The organism is Mycobacterium sp. E1214 (assembly GCF_001666755.1).
Taxonomy (GTDB): domain Bacteria; phylum Actinomycetota; class Actinomycetes; order Mycobacteriales; family Mycobacteriaceae; genus Mycobacterium.
Genome location: NZ_LZJC01000150.1, coordinates 19042 through 37128 on the forward strand (window position 1 = coordinate 19042; position 18087 = coordinate 37128).

Here is an 18087-nt window from a genome sequence, read left to right on the forward strand (position 1 = left end):
ACATTCGTGGGTTCGAAAGCAGCGCGACGCTGCTCGAACCGGAAGCGGCGCCGCTTCATGCAGCCCATCCCGTGATCGGCCGACAGCCGCATCCCGTGATGAACGACTGCCCACGTCAGGTGAGGGTTAGGCGAGGTTTGTGATGGTTGATCAACTCCAGCATGCGACCGAAGCGCTGCGCAAAGCGCTGGTCCAGGTTGAGCGCCTGAAGCGCACCAACCGCGCGCTGCTGGAGCGGTCCAACGAACCCATCGCGATCGTCGGGATGTCGTGCCGATTCCCCGGCGGCATCGAGACGCCCGAGGGCCTGTGGCAGATGGTGGCCGACGGCCGCGACGTGATGTCGGATTTCCCCACCGACCGCGGCTGGGACCTGGCCGGTCTCTTCGATCCGGACCCCGACGCGCGCCACAAGTCCTACGCCCGCACGGGCGGCTTCGTCGACGGCGTCGCCGACTTCGACGCCGGCTTCTTCGGCATCGCTCCCAGCGAGGCGCTCGCGATGGACCCCCAGCACCGGATGCTGCTGGAGCTGTCGTGGGAAGCGTTGGAGCGGGCCGGAATTGACCCCGGCGGCCTGCGCGGCAGCGCCACCGGCGTGTTTGCCGGCCTGATCGTGCAGGGCTACGGCATGCTCGCCGAGGAGATCGAGGGTTACCGCCTCACCGGCATGACCTCCAGCGTCGCCTCGGGCCGGGTGTCCTATGTGCTGGGCCTGGAAGGCCCCGCGGTGTCGGTCGACACCGCCTGCTCGTCGTCGCTGGTGGCGCTGCACATGGCGGTGCAGTCGCTGCGCTCCGGCGAATGCGACCTGGCCCTGGCCGGCGGCGCGACCGTCAACGCCACCCCCACGGTCTTCGTCGAATTCAGCCGGCACCGCGGGTTGGCGCCGGACGGCCGGTGCAAGGCTTACGCGGGCGCGGCCGACGGCGTCGGTTGGTCGGAGGGCGGCGCCATGCTGGTGGTCGAGCGCCTCTCGGACGCGCAGCGACTCGGGCACCCGGTGCTCGCGGTGGTGCGCGGCACGGCGGTCAACCAGGACGGCGCCTCCAACGGCTTGACGGCGCCCAACGGCCCGTCCCAGCAGCGGGTGGTCCGCGCGGCGCTGGCCAACGCCGGCCTGACCACGGCCGACGTCGCGGTGGTCGAAGGGCACGGCACCGGCACCACCCTGGGCGATCCGATCGAGGCGCAAGCGTTGCTGGCGACCTACGGGCAGGACCGCGGTGAGGCCGCGGACCCGCTGTGGCTGGGGTCGATCAAGTCGAACATGGGTCACACGCAGGCGGCCGCCGGTGTCGCCGGGGTGATCAAGATGGTGCTGGCCATGCAGCACGAACTGCTGCCGTCGACGCTGCACGTCGACGAGCCCAGCCCGCATGTCGACTGGTCGGCGGGTTCGGTCTCGCTGCTGACCCAGCCGCGCCCGTGGCCGGCCGACGACCCCCGCGTCAGGCGGGCGGCGGTGTCGTCGTTCGGGATCAGCGGCACCAACGCGCACGTCATCGTCGAGGCCGTGCCCGCGCAACCCACGCCCGTGGCGGACACCCCCAAACCCGCGGTGCTGCCGTGGGTCGTGTCAGCGAAATCGGAGGCGGCGCTGCGCGCACAGGCCGCGCGGTTGGCGGCCTACGTGCGCGCCGAGGGCGACCTCGACACCGTCGACATCGGGTGGTCGCTGGCCGGCCGTTCCACCTTCGAGCACCGCGCCGTCGTCGTCGGCGCCGACCGGCAGCGTTTGCTGGCGGGGCTCGACGAGCTGGCCTCCGACGCGGTGGGCTCGGTGCTGCGCGGCGTTGCCACCCCCGCCGGGAAGACGGTGTTCGTGTTCCCCGGCCAGGGCTCGCAGTGGCTCGGCATGGGCCGCGAATTGCTGGACTCGGCACCCGTTTTCGCGCGTCACATCGAGGCGTGCGACGAGGCTTTCGCGGAATTCGTCGACTGGTCGCTGATCGACGTGCTGCGCGGCGCCCCCGGCGCTCCCGGCCTGGACCGGGTCGACGTGGTGCAGCCCGCACTGTTTGCCGTGATGGTCTCCTTGGCGGAGCTGTGGAAGTCGGTGGGGGTGCAGCCCGACGCCGTCATCGGGCACTCGCAGGGCGAGATCGCCGCCGCCTACGTGGCGGGCGCGCTGTCGTTGCGCGACGCGGCCAAGGTGGTCACCCTGCGCAGCCAACTGCTGACCGCCCTCTCGGGCCCCGGCGGCATGGTGTCCCTCGCGTGTGGCGCCGAGCGCGCCCGAGAGTTGTTGTCGGCGTACGGCACTCGGGCCGGCATCGCCGCGGTCAACGGCCGGGCGACCGTCGTGGTGTCCGGCGAGGTGGGAGCGCTCGAGGACCTGATCCGGGTCTGCGCCGAGCAGGACGTGCGCACCCGGCGCATCGACGTCGACTACGCGTCGCACTCCCCGGAGGTCGAGGCGATCCGCGGCCGGCTCGCTGAGGTGCTGGCCGACATCGAGCCGCGGGCCTCGCGCACCGCCTTTTTCTCCACGGTGACCGGAAACCGAACGGACACCGCCACTTTGGACGCCGACTACTGGTACCGCAACATCCGGCAGCCGGTGGAGTTCGACCAGGCGGTCCGCAGCGCCTGCGCCCAGGGGTATCGGGCGTTCATCGAGTCCAGCCCGCATCCGGCCCTGATCGCCGGCATCGAGGACACCGCCAACGACTGCGGTGACGGCGAAGCGATCGTGGTGCCCACTCTGGGCCGCGACGACGGCGGCCTGGACCGGTTCCTCACCTCCACCGCGGCGGCCTTCGTCGCCGGTATCGGCGTCGAGTGGCGGGGCGCCCTGCACGGCGGCGCCTATGTCGAGCTGCCCACCTACGCCTTCGACCGGCGCCGGTTCTGGCTGTCCGGCGACGGGGCGGGCGCCGACGCGGCCGGCCTGGGGCTGGCGGCCGGGCAGCACGCGCTGCTGGGCGCGGTGGTGGACCTGCCCGCCTCGGGCGGGGTGGTCCTGACCGGCCGGTTGGCCCCCGGCGCGCAGGCGTGGCTGGCCGACCACGCCGTCTCCCAGACGGTGGTGTTCCCCGGTACGGGATTCGTGGAACTCGCGATCCGCGCCGGCGACGAGGTCGGTTGCCCGGTGGTCGACGAACTGACGTTGCAGGCGCCGCTGATCCTGCCGCCCGGCAATTCCGTTGCGCTGCAGGTGGTTGTGGGCGTCGCCGACGACGCGGGGCGACGCGCGGTGTCGATCTTCTCCCGGCCTGACGGCGACGCGGATTGGGTGTGCCACGCCGAGGGGGCGCTGGGCGCCGGGTCGGGCGGGCCGGCCGCCGACCTCGCCGCTTGGCCGCCGGCCGGGGCGGTCGCGGTGGACTTGACCGACGGCTACGAGCGGCTGGCCGCCGCCGGCTACGGCTATGGCCCGGCGTTCCGCGGCCTCACGGCGGCGTGGGTGCGGGGCGACGAGGTGTTCGCCGAGGCGACGCTGCCCGAGGCGGCCGGTGGCGTCGGCGGTTTCGGCTTGCACCCGGCGCTGCTGGACGCCGCGCTGCACGCCGTGGTGATGGCCACGCCGGCCGCCGAGGTGCTGCTGCCGTTCTCCTGGCAAGGAGTGTCGCTGCACGCGGCCGGAGCGTCGTCGGTGCGGGCGCGGATCGCGCCGACGGGCGCGGCCGGCGGTGGCTCGGTGTCGATCGAGCTTGCCGACGGCCTTGGGCTGCCGGTGCTGTCGGTCGACGCGATGGTCGCGCGCCCGGTCAGCGAGCAGCAGCTGCGGGCGGCCGTCGCCGGGTCCGGCCCGGAGCGGCTGTTCGAGGTGGCCTGGTCGCAGGCATCCGTCCCCGAGGTTGTGGGCGGCGACACACCGCACTACGAGGTGTTCGAATCCGTTGCTGCCGAAGACGATCCGGTGGCGGGTGCGCACGCGCGGACACAGCGGGCGCTGACCGCGGTGCAGTCCTGGCTCACCGAGCGCGACGCGGGCGTGCTGGTGGTGGCGACGCGCGGCGCGGTGGCGTTGCCGGGGGAGGACGTCGCCGATCTGGCGGGCGCGGCGGTGTGGGGGTTGGTGCGCTCGGCGCAGACCGAGCACCCCGGCCGCTTGGTGCTGGTCGACGGCGACGCGCCGCTGGACGAGGCGGCGGTGGCCGCGGTGCTCGCCGTCGGCGAGCCGCAAGCCGTGCTGCGCGGTGGCACCGTCCACACGCCGCGGGTCCGGGGCAGCAGGGCGCTGGGCGGGCTGCTCAAGCCCCCGGCCGACGGGCCGTGGCGCCTGGGCATTGGCACCGCCGGCACCTTCGAGAACTTGCAGCTCGAGCCCGTGCCGAACGCCGGCGCGCCGCTGGAGCCCGGCCAGGTGCGCGTCGCGATCCGCGCGATCGCCGCCAACTTCCGCGACATCATGATCACCCTGGGCATGTTCACCCACGACGCGCTGATCGGCGGCGAGGGTGCCGGCGTGGTGGTGGAGGTGGGTCCCGGCGTCAGCGAATTCGCGGTCGGCGACTCGGTTTTCGGATTCTTCCCGGACGGCAGCGGCACGCTCGTCGCCGGCGACGTGCGGCTGCTGCTGCCCATGCCCGCCGAGTGGAGCTACCCGGAGGCCGCCGCGATCTCGGCGGTCTTCACCACCGCGTACTACGCGTTCGTGTACCTAGCCGCCGTGCAGCCCGGCCAGCGGGTGCTGATCCACGCCGGCACCGGCGGGGTGGGGATGGCCGCGGTGCAGTTGGCCCGGCATCTCGGTCTGGAGGTGTTCGCCACCGCGGGCAAGGGCAAGTGGGACACGTTGCGCGGCATGGGTTTCGATGACGAGCACATCTCGGATTCGCGGTCCTTGGAGTTTGAGGAGAAGTTCCGTGCGGCGACGGGGGGCCGCGGTTTCGACGTGGTGCTCGATTCGCTGGCCGGTGAGTTCGTCGACGCGTCGCTGCGCCTGGTGGCGCCGGGCGGGGTCTTCCTGGAGATGGGCAAGACCGACATCCGCGACCCGGGCGCGGTCGCCCAGGAGTACCCGGGTGTGCGGTACCGCGCCTTCGACCTGTTCGAGCCCGGCCGCGCCCGCATGCACGAGTACATGCTCGAGCTGGCCGAGCTGTTCGACGCGGGCATCCTGCGCCCGCTGCCCGTCACCACCTTCGACGTGCGGCGCGCCCCGGCGGCGCTGCGCTACCTGAGCCAGGCCCGCCACATCGGCAAGGTCGTCATGACCATGCCGGACGCATGGGCGGCCGGCACGGTGCTGATCACCGGCGGCACCGGCATGGCGGGGTCGGCCCTGGCGCGCCACGTGGTGACCCGCCACGGGGCGCGAAACCTGTTGCTGCTCAGCCGTCGCGGCCCCGAGGCGCCCGGTGCGGCGGAGCTGACCGCCGAACTGGCCGCGGCCGGCGCGCAGGTGCGCGTGGTGGCCTGCGACGCCGCCGACCGGACCGCGTTGGCCGACGTGATCGCGGGCATTCCCGCGGACCAGCCGCTGACCGCGGTCATCCACACCGCCGGCGTGCTCGACGACGCGGTGATCACCTCGCTGACGCCCGAGCGCGTCGATGCGGTGATGCGCGCCAAGGTGGACGCGGCGTGGCACCTGCACGAGCTGACCCGCGACCTCGACGTGTCGGCGTTCGTCATGTTCTCGTCGATGGCCGGGCTGGTCGGCTCGTCCGGTCAGGCCAACTACGCGGCGGCCAACACCTTCCTCGACGGCCTGGCCGCGCACCGGCGGGCCCACGGCCTGGCGGCCGTGTCGCTGGGCTGGGGCCTGTGGGACCAGGCGAGCGCCATGACCGGAGGCCTGGACGCCGCCGACCGGGCGCGCCTGGGCCGCGACGGTGTGCTCGGCCTGTCGTCCGACGAGGCACTCGAATTGTTCGATACCGCACTGGTCGTCGACGAGCCGTACCTCGCGCCGGCCCGCATCGACCTGGCCGCGTTGCGCGCTCACGGCGTCGCGGTGCCCCCGATGTTCGCCGAGTTGGTCAACGCGCCCAGCCGGCGCCGCGTCGACGACTCGCTGGCCGCCGCCAAGTCCAAGTCCGCGCTGGCGCATCGCCTGCACGGGCTGCCCGAGGCCGAACAGCACACCGTCCTGCTCGACCTGGTGCGCTCGCACATCGCCACGGTGCTCGGCAACATCAGCCCCGAGGCCGTCGACCCCGACAAGGCGTTCTCCGAACTCGGGTTCGACTCGCTGACCGCAGTCGAGATGCGCAACCGGCTCAAAGCCGCCACCGGCCTGGCGTTGTCGCCGACACTCATCTTCGACTACCCGACGCCCAGCGGGCTGGCCCGCTACATGCGGTCCGAATTGGCAGGCGTGCCACAGGAATTGGCGGTCCCGACCGCCGGAGTGGTCAGGGCCGCCGGGGACGACCCGATCGCCATCGTCGGCATGGCGTGCCGCTACCCGGGCGGCATCAATTCCCCCGACGACCTGTGGGACATGTTGGTCGAGGGCCGCGACGTCGTCACGGACTTCCCGCACGACCGCGGCTGGGACCTGGCCAACCTGTTCAACCCCGACCCGGACGTGCCGGGCGCCTGCTACACCCGCACCGGCGGTTTCGTCGACGGTGTCGCGGACTTCGACCCCGCGTTCTTCGGCGTGGGTCCCAGCGAGGCGCTGGCCATGGATCCGCAGCAGCGCATGTTCCTGGAGCTGTCCTGGGAAGCGTTGGAGCGGGCCGGGATCGATCCCGCCGGGCTGCGCGGCAGCGCCACCGGGGTGTTCGCCGGGGTGATGACGCAGGGCTACGGCATGTTCGCCGCGGAGCCCGTCGAAGGCTTCCGGCTCACCGGCCAGCTGTCCAGCGTCGCCTCGGGCCGGGTGTCTTACGTGCTGGGGCTGGAGGGCCCCGCGGTGTCGGTTGACACCGCGTGCTCGTCGTCGCTGGTGGCGCTGCACATGGCGGTGCAGTCGCTGCGCTCGGGCGAGAGCGATCTGGCGCTGGCCGGCGGCGTGACCATCAACGCCACCCCGGACATCTTCGTCGAATTCAGCCGCTGGCGCGGCCTGTCGCCGGACGGCCGGTGCAAGGCCTTCGCCGGGGCCGCCGACGGCACCGGCTTCTCCGAGGGCGGCGGCATGCTCGTGGTGGAGCGGCTGTCCGACGCGCAGCGGCTGGGGCACCCGGTGCTCGCGGTGGTGCGCGGGTCGGCCATCAACCAGGATGGCGCCTCCAACGGGCTGACCGCACCCAACGGCCCGTCGCAGCAACGCGTCGTGCGGGCCGCCCTGGCTAACGCCGGCCTGGTCGGCACCGAGGTGGACGTGGTCGAGGGCCACGGCACCGGGACGACGCTGGGCGATCCCATCGAGGCCCAGGCCTTGCTGGCCACCTACGGCCGCGACCGGACCGAGCCGTTGTGGCTCGGGTCGATCAAGTCGAACATGGGTCACACCCAGGCCGCCGCCGGCGTCGCCGGGGTGATCAAGATGGTGCTGGCGATGCGCCACGAGCTGTTGCCCGCCACCCTGCACGTCGACGAGCCCAGCCCGCACGTCGACTGGTCGGCCGGCTCCGTGTCGTTGCTGACCGAGCCGCGCCAGTGGCCGGCCAACGGTCATGCGCGCCGGGCCGGGGTCTCCTCGTTCGGCATCAGCGGCACCAACGCGCACGTGATCGTGGAGGCCCCGCCGGCCGCCCCGACCCGCGTCGCGGAGGGCCCGAAGCTGCCCGTGGTGCCGTGGGTGGTCGCGGCGAAGTCGCCGACGGCCGTGCCGGCCCAGGCCGCCCGGCTGGCGGCGCACCTGCGCGCCCGCGACGACCTCGACCCCGCCGACGTGGCGTGGACCCTGGCGGGTCGGTCGCCGTTCGAACACCGGGCCGTGGTGGTGGGTTCGGACCGGGATCGGCTCCTGGCCGGGCTGGACGAATTGGCCGGCGGCGAACCGCTTTCGGTGATTCAGGGCACGGTGACGCCCTCGGGCAAGACCGTCTTCGTCTTCCCGGGCCAGGGCTCGCAGCTCCTGGGGATGGCGATGGGGCTGCACGCCGGATACCCGGTCTTCGCCGAGGCGTTCAACACCGTCGTTGCCGAACTGGACCGGCACCTGCTGCGCCCGCTGCGCGAAGTCATGTGGGGCCACGACGAGGACCTGCTGAACACCACGGAATTCGCCCAGCCGGCGCTCTTCGCGGTAGAGGTTGCACTGTTCCGCCTGCTCGGATCATGGGGCATCACACCGGATTTCGTGATGGGGCATTCGGTGGGTGAACTGTCGGCCGCGCACGTCGCGGGCGTGCTGTCGTTGCAGAACGCGGCGGTGCTGGTGGCCGCCCGCGGGCGTTTCATGCAGGCACTGCCGTCCGGCGGCGCCATGGTGGCCGTCGCGGCCACCGAGGGCGACGTGCGCCCGCTGCTGACCGACGAGGTCGGCATCGCCGCGGTCAACGGCCCCGCGTCGGTGGTCATCTCGGGCTCCGAGGACGCGGTGCTGGCGATCGCCGACCGGTTGCGTGCCGACGGCCGCCGTGTGCACCGCCTGGCCGTCTCGCACGCCTTCCATTCACCGCTGATGGATCCCATGGTGGACGAGTTCGCCGCCGTCGCAGCAGGATTGCCCGTCGGGCGGCCCACCATCCCGATCGTGTCCAACCTCACCGGGCAGCTCGCGGGCGACGACTTCGCCTCCGCGGCCTACTGGAAGCGGCACATCCGCGAGGCGGTGCGGTTCAGCGACAGCGTGCGGTTCGCGCACGCCGCCGGCGCCACCCGCTTCCTCGAGGTCGGGCCCAGTGGCGGCCTGACCGCCTCGATCGAGGAGTCGCTGCCGGATGCGCCGGTGGGCACCATGTCCGCCCTGCGCAAGGACCGGCCCGAGCCGGAAACCCTGACCACCGCCATTGCGCAAGGGTTCGTCACCGGAATGGCCGTCGATTGGCGCGCGGTGATCGGCGCGGCCAACTTCGTCGAGCTGCCCACGTACGCCTTCGAGCGCCGCCGGTTCTGGCTGTCCAGCGACGGCGCCGCCGCCGACGCCGCAGGGCTGGGGCTGGAAGCCGGTGAGCACGCGCTGCTGGGCGCGGTGGTGGAGCTGCCCGCCACGGGCGGGGTGGTCCTCACGGGTCGGCTGTCACCCAGCCTGCAGGGCTGGCTGGCGGATCACGCCGTGGGCGGCGTCGTGTTGTTCCCCGGCGCGGGTTTCGTCGAGCTGGCGATCAGGGCCGGCGACGAGGTGGGGTGCGGGGTCGTCGACGAGCTGAATTTGGCTGCGCCGCTGGTGCTTCCCGCCGCCGGATCGGTCGCCGTGCAGGTGGTCGTCGGCGCTGCCGACGAGGCCGGCGTGCGGGCCGTGTCGGTGTTCTCCCGGGCCGAGACCGGGTCGGACTGGTTGCTGCACGCCGAGGGCCTGCTGAGCTCCGGCTCGGTCGCGCCCGGCACGGACCTGTCCGCGTGGCCCCCGGTGGGGGCCGTCGCGGTGGACGTCGGGGACGGCTACGACCGGCTGGCCGAGCGCGGCTACGGCTACGGGCCCGCGTTCCGCGGGTTGACCGCGATGTGGCGCCGCGGCGACGAGGTGTTCGCCGAGGTAGCGCTGCCCGCCGACGCCGGCGTGTCGGTCGCCGGTTTCGGGGTGCACCCGGTCATGCTGGACGCGGCGTTGCACGCCGTGATCTTGGCGTCGGACGGCGCGTCCGGCCAGGGCGCCTTGCACGCCATGGCCGTCGACGAGGGCTCGGTCCTGGTGCCGTTCTCCTGGCAGGGGGTGTCGCTGCACGCCGCGGGCGCGTCGGCGGTGCGGGCGCGCATCGCGCCCACGGGTCCGTCCTCGGTGTCGATCGAGCTCGCCGACGGGCTGGGCCTGCCGGTGCTGTCGGTGTCGTCCATGGTGGCGCGGCCGGTCAGCGACCAGCAGCTGCTGGCTGCGGTCAACAACTCCGGCCCGGACCGGCTCTTCGAGGTGGTCTGGTCGGCACAGCAGCCCGACGCGGTGTCACCCGTCGCCGTCCGCGCCTGGGGTGCAATCGATTCCGAACCCGGCGACGCTGAGCCGGTGGCGTACGTGTTCAACTCCGTCCCGGTGGCTGGTGACGTGGTCACCGGGGTGTACGCGGCCACCCGGGCGGTCCTCACCGTGCTGCAGGAGTGGCTGTCCGTCGACCGCGCCGGGACCCTGGTGGTCGCGACGCGCGGCGCCGTGGCGTTGCCGGGGGAGGACGTCGCCGATCTGGCGGGCGCGGCGGTGTGGGGGTTGGTGCGCTCGGCGCAGACCGAGCACCCCGGCCGGGTCGTGCTGGTCGACGCCGATGGACCCCTGGATGAGGACGCGGTCGCCGCGGCGCTGAGTGTCGGCGAGCCGCAAGTCGCGCTGCGCGGCGGCACGATTCACATCGCGCGGGTGCACGGCAGCCGGGCGGCCGGCGGGGTGCTGGTGCCGCCCGGTGACGGTCCGTGGCGGGTCGGCATGAGCAGCCACGGGACCTTCGAAAACCTGCGGCTGGAGCGCATTCCCGACGCCGACGCGCCGCTGGAACCGCGCCACGTGCGGGTGGGTCTGTCGGCGATCGCCGCCAACTTCCGCGACGTCATGATCGCCCTCGGCCTGTACCCCGACCCGGACGCCGTGATGGGGGTCGAGGCTTCGGGGGTGGTCCTCGAAACCGGCTCGGGCGACGGACCGTTCGCCGTGGGCGACCGGGTGATGGGCCTGTTCCCCGACGGCACCGGTACCGTCGCCACCACCGACGAGCGGCTGCTGGTGAAGGTGCCCAGCGGGTGGTCGCACACGTCGGCGGCCACCGCGTCGGTCGTGTTCGCCACCGCCTATTACGCGCTGGTCGACCTGGCCGCCGCGAAGCCCGGCCAGCGCGTCCTGGTGCACGCGGGCGCGGGTGGGGTGGGGATGGCCGCGGTGCAGTTGGCCCGGCATCTCGGTCTGGAGGTTTTCGCCACCGCGAGCAAGGGCAAGTGGGACACGTTGCGCGGCATGGGTTTCGATGACGAGCACATCTCGGATTCGCGGTCCTTGGAGTTTGAGGACAAGTTCCGTGCGGCGACGGGGGGCCGCGGTTTCGACGTGGTGCTCGATTCGCTGGCCGGTGAGTTCGTCGACGCGTCGCTGCGCCTGGTGGCGCCGGGCGGGGTCTTCCTGGAGATGGGCAAGACCGACATCCGCGACGCGGACGCGGTGGCGGCGGAGCACCCGGGCGTGCGGTACCGCGCCTTCGATCTGTTCGAGGCGGGGCCCGACCGCATCCAGGAAATCCTCGCCGAGCTGGCCGCCCTATTCGGTGACGAAGCGCTGCGGCCCTTGCCGGTGACGGTGTTCGACGTGCGGCGCGCCCCGGCGGCGCTGCGCTACCTGGGTCAGGCCCGCCACGTCGGCAAGGTCGTTATGACCATGCCCGACGCATGGGCGGCCGGCACGGTGCTGATCACCGGCGGCACCGGCATGGCGGGGTCGGCGCTGGCGCGCCACGTGGTGACCCGCCATGGGGTGCGCAACCTGGTGCTGGTGAGTCGCCGCGGCCCGGATGCTCCTGGCGCGGCGGAACTTTCGGCCGAACTGGCCGCGGCCGGCGCGCAGGTGCAGATCGTCGCCTGTGACGCCGCCGACCGGGCGGCGCTGGCCAAGGTGATCGCCGACATCCCGGTGCAGCGGCCGCTGTCGGCGGTGATCCACACCGCCGGCGCGCTGGACGACGCGGTCGTGACGTCGCTGACGCCCGAGCGCGTCGACGTGGCGCTGCGGGCCAAGGTCGACGCGGCGTGGAACCTGCACGAGCTGACCCGCGATCTGGACCTGTCGGCGTTCGTGATGTTCTCGTCGATGGCCGGCCTGGTCGGCTCCTCGGGGCAGGCCAACTACGCGGCCGCCAACTCGTTCCTCGACGGGCTCGCCGTCTATCGGCAGGCCCGGGGCCTGCCGGCGGTCTCGCTGGGGTGGGGCCTGTGGAACCAGGCCAGCGCCATGACCGGCGCGTTGGCGACCGTCGACTTCGCGCGGTTCGCCCGTGACGGCATCGTCGCGATGTCCTCGGACGAGGCGCTCCAGTTGCTCGACACGGCGATGATCGTCAACGAGCCCTTCCTGCTGCCCGCCCACATCGACTTCGCGGCGCTGCGCGTCAAGCTCGACGGCGGGACGCTGCCACCGATGTTCGTGGACCTGATCAACGCGCCGACCCGGCGCCAGGTCGACGACTCGCTGGCCGCCGCGAAGTCGAAATCGGCTCTGCTGCAACGACTCGAGGGGCTGTCGGAGGAGGATCAGCAGGCTATCCTGCTGGACCTGGTCCGTTCGCACATCGCGACCGTGCTCGGCAGCGCCAGCCCGGAGTCGGTCGACCCGGACCGCGCGTTCCAGGAATTGGGCTTCGACTCGCTCACCGCGGTCGAGATGCGCAACCGCCTCAAAGCCGCCACCGGCCTTGCCCTTTCGCCGACCCTGATCTTCGACTACCCGAACTCGGCCGCGCTCGCGGGCTACATCCACCGGGAGCTCGTCGGGGCGTCGGAGCGGCCCGCCGTGGCCGCAGCGCCGGGCGAGGCCGACATTCAGCGCGTCGTCGGGTCCATTCCCGTCAAGCGGTTGCGGCAGGCCGGCATCCTCGAGCTGCTGCTCGCGCTGGCCAACGAGTCCAACGGCGACGGCAACGGCCAGGCGGGACCGGCGGCGTCCACCGAGAAGGACATCGCCGACATGGACCTCGACGACCTGGTCAACGCGGCGCTGTTGGACGATGACGACTAACGGGGTCGGCCGGTGAGGATCGCGGTTACCGGGGCCGGCGGCGTCCTGGGCCGCGGCCTCGCCGCACGGCTGCTCAGCCAGGGCCACGACGTCGTCGGGCTCGCCCGGCACCGGCCCGAGAGTTGGCCCAGCGCAGCCTCGTTCGTGACCGCCGACATCCGCGACGCGGCCGCGGTGCGGAGCTGTGTCACCGGCTCGGCCGTCGTCGTGCACTGCGCGTGGGCCGCCGACCCCCGGGTCGACGTCGAGGGCGCCCGCAACGTCCTCGACGCCATGGAACGGGGCGGCGTCGGGCGCATCGTGTTCCCGTCGTCCGCGCACGTATACGCCCACGACGGCTCGGCGCACACCGAAGCGGACCTTCCGGCTCCACGCACGGCGTACGGCGCGCTGAAGGCCCGCGTCGAGGAGCTGCTTGCCGCTTCGGCCGTCGAGCCGGTGGTGCTGCGCTGCGCGCCCATCGTCGGTCGCGCCGTGGACAATTGGGTGCGCCGCGCGTTGGCGTTGCCGGCATTCCCGGCCGGCGCACCGGACCGGCCGCTGCAGCTGGTCCACCTCGACGACGCACTGCGTCTGCTGGTGCGCGCCACCCTGGATGCCCACCTCGCCGCGCGCACGGTCAATGTGGCCGCCGACGGGGCGCCGAGCTTTCGGCGGCTGGCCGCCGCGCTCGGGCGCCCGCTCGTGACGCTGCCGCGCGTCAGCGCCTCGGCCGCCCTGGCCGACCTCGAGCTCATTCGCGACGCGCCCCACATGGACACCTCGACGCTGCGGGACGACTGGGGGTTCGCGCCCGCGTGGGACGCCGACGAATGCGTGCAGGACGCGGCGTTGTCCGTGCGCGGCCGCGTGACGTTGGGCGGGCGGGTGCTCTCCCTGCCCTGGCGGCTCGCGCTCATCGGCGACCTGCCCGCGGTCGACGCTCCCGCCGACGACGGGGTGGTGCCCGAGTTGGCCGGCCCCGCGGGCGTCAACGGAGAGTTCGACACGCCGATCGACCCGCGCTTCCCGACGTACTTGGCCACCAATCTGTCCGAGGCCCTGCCCGGCCCGTTCTCGCCGTCGTCGGCGTCGGTGACGGTGCGCGGCGTGCGCGCCGGTGGGGTGGGCATCGCCGAACGGCTGCGGCCCGGCGGAATCATCCAGCGCGAGATCGCCATGCGCACCGTCGCGGTATTCGCCCACCGGCTCTACGGGGGTATCACCTCGGCGCACTTCATGGCCGAGACCGTGCCCTTCGCCAAGCCCTCGACCATCGTCAGCAACAGCGGATACTTCGGACCCAGCATGGGCTCCCTTCCCATCTTCGGCGCACAGCGCCCGCCCTCGCAAACCGGTTGGGCCCGAAGGCGGTTGCGCACCATCCGCAACATCGGGGTGTTTGGGGTGAACCTGGTCGGGCTCAGCGCCGGCTCACCGCGGGACACCGAGGACTTCGTCGGTGACGTCGACCGCCTGGAGCGCCTGACGGCCGGTGACCTCACCCGGCTCGGTGACGCCCGGCTGCGCAGCCTGATCCTGTTGGCGCGCGACGAGGTCGTGCACGCGTGGGTGTTGGCGTCGGGATCGTTCATGCTGTGCGCGGCGTTCAACGTGCTATTGCGCGGCCTGACCGGGCGCCCGGCCGCCCCGTCGGCCGGGCCGGAGCTGGCCAGCGCCCGCTCGGTCGAGGCGATGCAGCGGCTGGTGTCGGCGGCCCGCCGCGACCCGAACGTCCTTCGCCTGTTGGCCGAGCCGGGCCAGCGCCTGGACGCGTTGGCCGCCGAGGCGCCGAAGTTTCACGCCGCGGTGCTCGCCGAGCTGGCGTTGATCGGGCACCGCGGCCCCGCCGAACTCGAGATGCTCTCGACCAGCTACGCCGACGACCCGGAACTGCTGGTCCGCATGGTGGCCCGCGCGGTCAACGGGCCCGCCGCGCCCGAACCCGAACACAGTTCAATCCCGTTGCACGCCAAGCCGATCGCCGCGCTGGCGGTGCGGCAGCTGCGCGACCGCGAGGTGCGCCGCGACAAGATGGTGCGGGCGAACTGGGTGCTGCGCGCGCTGCTGCGCGAATACGGCCGCCGGATGGTCGAGGCGGGGGTTTTCGACCGCGTGGACGACGTCTTTTACCTGCTGGTCGACGAGGTCGACGCGCTGCCCGCCGAGGTCGCCGAGCTCGTCGCCCGCCGCCGCGCCGAGCGGAGCAGGCTGGTCGCCGTTGCCCCGCCGACGGTGTTCAGCGGGAGCTGGCAGCCGGCCGTCGCCGCGACGCCCGAGTTGACCAGCGGGGAGACGCTGCGCGGGGTCGGGGTGTGCGGCGGCCGGGTGCGCGGCCGCGTGCGCATCGTGCGGCCCGACACCATCGACGACCTGCAGCCCGGCGAGATCCTCGTCGCCGAGGTCACCGATGTCGGCTACACCGCGGCGTTCTGCTACGCCGCGGCCGTCGTCACCGAACTCGGCGGCCCGATGTCGCACGCGGCGGTGGTGGCCCGCGAGTTCGGCTTCCCCTGCGTGGTGGACGCGCAGGGGGCGACGCGATCCCTGCCGCCCGGCGCGCTCGTCGAGGTCGACGGCAGCACGGGCGAGATCACCCTGGTGGAGCGGGCGTCCGATGACAGCCCGCCGCTGTCGGCCAACGGCCAAACCCGCTGACCCGGGCCGAACGTCGTCACAGCGGCGAGTCAGGGTGGATCGTCAACCGGTCTACTCCAAGTCACGGCAGGTTGGTGGACAGGAACGTCAGCGGCAATCCCAACACCGACAGGTCAACCTCTCCAGATAGTTGCCGTCACCGGAGAAGCCTTGCCGGAAACGGGTGGTCGAGCCGTAGCGCTGGGCGACACTCAAGTGGAGTCCCGGGGGAATTACGAATCTGCTGGCGCGCACGACACTTCGGGCCAAGTCGTAGGGGAGTACTTCGGGGCCGAACGGTCCGATAGCGATCGGTGCCCGCTGCTGCGCAGCCCGAAGCCGTGTGCTGACCGCGTGTGGCGATTCGGTGACGTCATACCCGAGCGTCGGCGGTCTGGCCTCGAAGATGCTGGGTGCATCGGTGGTGGCCGTCATATGCGGTTCCTTTCAGTCGCGCGCCAGCACTCCGCGCGGGAGCAATAGGGGTCGGGTTCGCAGCGCGTCGACATCGTCGCTCGCGCGCACGCCCGTGGGTTCGATGCCGCACAGCTCGCCCACGTCGCGGCCGACCTTGTGGGGCGACCATGCGTAGCAGCCGACGAGTTCGAGCAACGAATTCTCGGCGATCGCGTGCACCGATTTCTTGCCCAGGTTGCCCGTCGTCCATTGAACGACGCGATACGTCAAGGGTGCGGCCCCGCGTGCTGTTGGGCCGCTTGGTGAGCCAGCCGATCGTTGTGAATCCTGACGAGTTCGCGGAACCCGAGCCGGTGGTACTTGGGTATTGGCTGGATACCCCAGACGTCCTGGGCGGTGGCCTTACCCTCGGCGCCTTCGGGCGGTCCGAGCGGTGGATAGGGATACTTGCACTCCAGGGTGTCGTTGGAATAGCGGATCTTCAGCAGCTCACTGCAGATTTCGGTCAGGCTCAGGGTGGGGTAGCCGTAATACACCGCCATGAACGGCAACGTGAACGCGCCCTCGACCACGAGTGCCACCAAGCACACCAGGACGGCCCGCTTGATCCATCTGTGCATGCGTGCGTAGTAGGCAGTGGTGCCCGGCTCGAGACCGGCGCCCGGATCTATTTCCTCTGTAGGTGACTCTACGGTCATGACATGCTCCTTGAACCTGTTCAGTCGGAGAAGATTTCGCGGTTGACGGTGTGCAGATAGGGGATGGCGAGGAACGGAGTGATGTAGAAGATGTCGTAGAGCCACCAGCCGATGACCGGGAACACGACACCGGCGTAGCGCACGTCGGCGAACATGGTCATGTTGAACACGTAGGCCGACCAGATCACCACGCCCATCCAGCACGTGACGACCATCCACTGATGGCCCCACCGCTTCATCTGCAGGAAACCGATCGCGGCGGCCACCCGCATCGAGAACACGGTGAGGATCAGCCCGGCCACGTAGGCCTTTTCGCCCGGCCCCGCCGCGCCGCCGACCCAGAGCTCGTTGTAATGCCAGAAGTAACCGGCATCGAACATGTTGCCCCACCCGACCATCAAGACCCGGTTGATCAACGTGTGGTTGGCCACCAGGTCCAGGGCCCACCCCAGGCTGTTGAGCATCCCGTCGATCAGGGTCAGATAGCCGATCAGGGTCACAATCATCGGACGGACCGAGAGGCCGGCGCGCAGCGCTTGGCGCTGCAGCCAGACGCCGCGCATAAAGATGGGGAACCCGATCAGACCGGGGGCCCACATGCCCATCAAGGCGGCGCCAGCAATCATCCATTTGTCAGCCCGGCGCTGAGCCAGGCGGGATGTGTCGTGGTGATCGTCGAGGGTGATCGAGCCGCCAGCCTCAGCGGTCGTGGTGCCGTTACCCGAAAGATGGCTTCGCATCGGGAGGTTCACAGGTCCCACCATCCTCGCGCGAAGGACATGTACAGCTGGATTCCGAACATCGCCAGGAGGTAGCCATAGATGACAATCTGGAAGACGATCAGCGCCCGCTTGCGCTTCTGCTCCTGCTGGTTCACTGGCGGATTCCCTTCTCAGGTGTTTGAGGTGGCTAGCCGTGCTGCCGCAACTTCACGCAGCCCGTCGTTGATCGCGCCGTCGCTGCTGAGCGGGGCCAGGATGCAGGCTTGTGCGGCTTCCAATTCGCTTGCGCCCGCGGCAATCAACTGTGCGGCGGTCACCAGCACCCGGGTGGACGGCGGTTCGAAGTGAAACGCCTTGTCCGCGGTGCGGATGGCGGTCGCACACTGCACGAGACGTTTCGCCGCGGCCGGCTCCACCCCGGCCTCGGCGACGATCACCTCGGCCTCGCGGTCCGAGGGCAGATAATTCATTCCCAACGTGACGAACCGCTGCCGGAAGGATGGTTTGAGTTCCTTAAGTGAGCTGCGATAGGCCGGGTTGTAGGAGCATACGAGCATGAACGTCTCTGGCGCGCTGACCACTTCGTCGGCGCGGTCGAGGTAAAGGGCGCGGCGGTGATCGGTGAGCGAATGCAGGATCGCCAGCGAATCGTGCCGGGCCTCCACGACCTCGTCCAGGTAACAGATGGCGCCGACCTTCACCGCTCTGGTGAGGGGCCCGTCCGTCCAGACGACGTCGCCGCCCGTCACCATGAAGCGGCCGACCAGATCCGAGCTGGTGAGGTCGTCGTGGCAACTGATGGTGACGACGGGCCGTCGCAACAGCACCCCCATGTGCTCGACGAACCGGGTCTTGCCGCATCCCGTCGGGCCGGTCAGCATCACCGGCAGGCGGCGTTGATAAGCCAATTCAAACAGCCGGACTTCGTTGCCGTTCGCGAAATACGTGTCGGTGCTCATCGGTGCCCCCTTGGTTGGCGAGG

Annotated in this window: 7 protein-coding genes and 1 pseudogene; 2 read left to right on the top strand and 6 right to left on the bottom strand. The window is 71.6% G+C overall.

Features of this window, described 5'->3' with window-relative positions:
- The first annotated feature begins 142 nt into the window (after nucleotides 1–142).
- Together A5700_RS20800 and A5700_RS20805 are read left to right on the top strand one after the other, a co-directional pair.
- On the top strand, nucleotides 143–12652 hold the full coding sequence (locus A5700_RS20800; protein WP_068068114.1) for a type I polyketide synthase: 12510 nt from the start codon (nucleotides 143–145) through the stop codon (nucleotides 12650–12652).
- Nucleotides 12653–12664: 12 nt separating this feature from the next.
- Nucleotides 12665–15289 (top strand): sugar epimerase family protein, encoded by a 2625-nt coding sequence (locus tag A5700_RS20805; protein ID WP_068204982.1) that lies wholly within the window; start codon nucleotides 12665–12667, stop codon nucleotides 15287–15289.
- Between the two features lie 87 nt (nucleotides 15290–15376).
- On the opposite strand, the gene A5700_RS26645 is transcribed toward A5700_RS20805, so the two are convergent.
- The 6 genes and pseudogenes from A5700_RS26645 to A5700_RS20825 all read right to left on the bottom strand — a co-directional run bounded on the left by A5700_RS26645 (nucleotide 15377) and on the right by A5700_RS20825 (nucleotide 18064).
- Nucleotides 15377–15703: a hypothetical protein gene (locus tag A5700_RS26645; protein WP_197502784.1), complete on the bottom strand. Its 327-nt coding sequence runs from the start codon at nucleotides 15701–15703 to the stop codon at nucleotides 15377–15379.
- A 60-nt stretch (nucleotides 15704–15763) separates the two neighbouring features.
- Nucleotides 15764–15955, bottom strand: a pseudogene (locus A5700_RS20810) (dihydrodipicolinate reductase); the annotation flags it as partial.
- Nucleotides 15952–16383 carry a hypothetical protein gene (locus tag A5700_RS20815; protein WP_068067989.1) on the bottom strand — a complete coding sequence of 144 codons (432 nt, stop codon included), beginning with the start codon at nucleotides 16381–16383 and terminating at the stop codon, nucleotides 15952–15954. The gene A5700_RS20815 and the pseudogene A5700_RS20810, both read right to left, overlap by 4 nt.
- Before the next feature lie 20 nt (nucleotides 16384–16403).
- Nucleotides 16404–17123, bottom strand: a complete 720-nt coding sequence (locus A5700_RS20820) for a hypothetical protein (protein ID WP_068068117.1) — start codon at nucleotides 17121–17123, stop codon at nucleotides 16404–16406.
- An 8-nt stretch (nucleotides 17124–17131) separates the two neighbouring features.
- Nucleotides 17132–17260, bottom strand: coding sequence for a hypothetical protein (locus tag A5700_RS27235; RefSeq protein ID WP_255377969.1), 129 nt, complete (start codon nucleotides 17258–17260; stop codon nucleotides 17132–17134).
- A 15-nt stretch (nucleotides 17261–17275) separates the two neighbouring features.
- Nucleotides 17276–18064, bottom strand: coding sequence for a CbbQ/NirQ/NorQ/GpvN family protein (locus A5700_RS20825; RefSeq protein ID WP_068067992.1), 789 nt, complete (start codon nucleotides 18062–18064; stop codon nucleotides 17276–17278).
- Nucleotides 18065–18087: the final 23 nt, after the last annotated feature.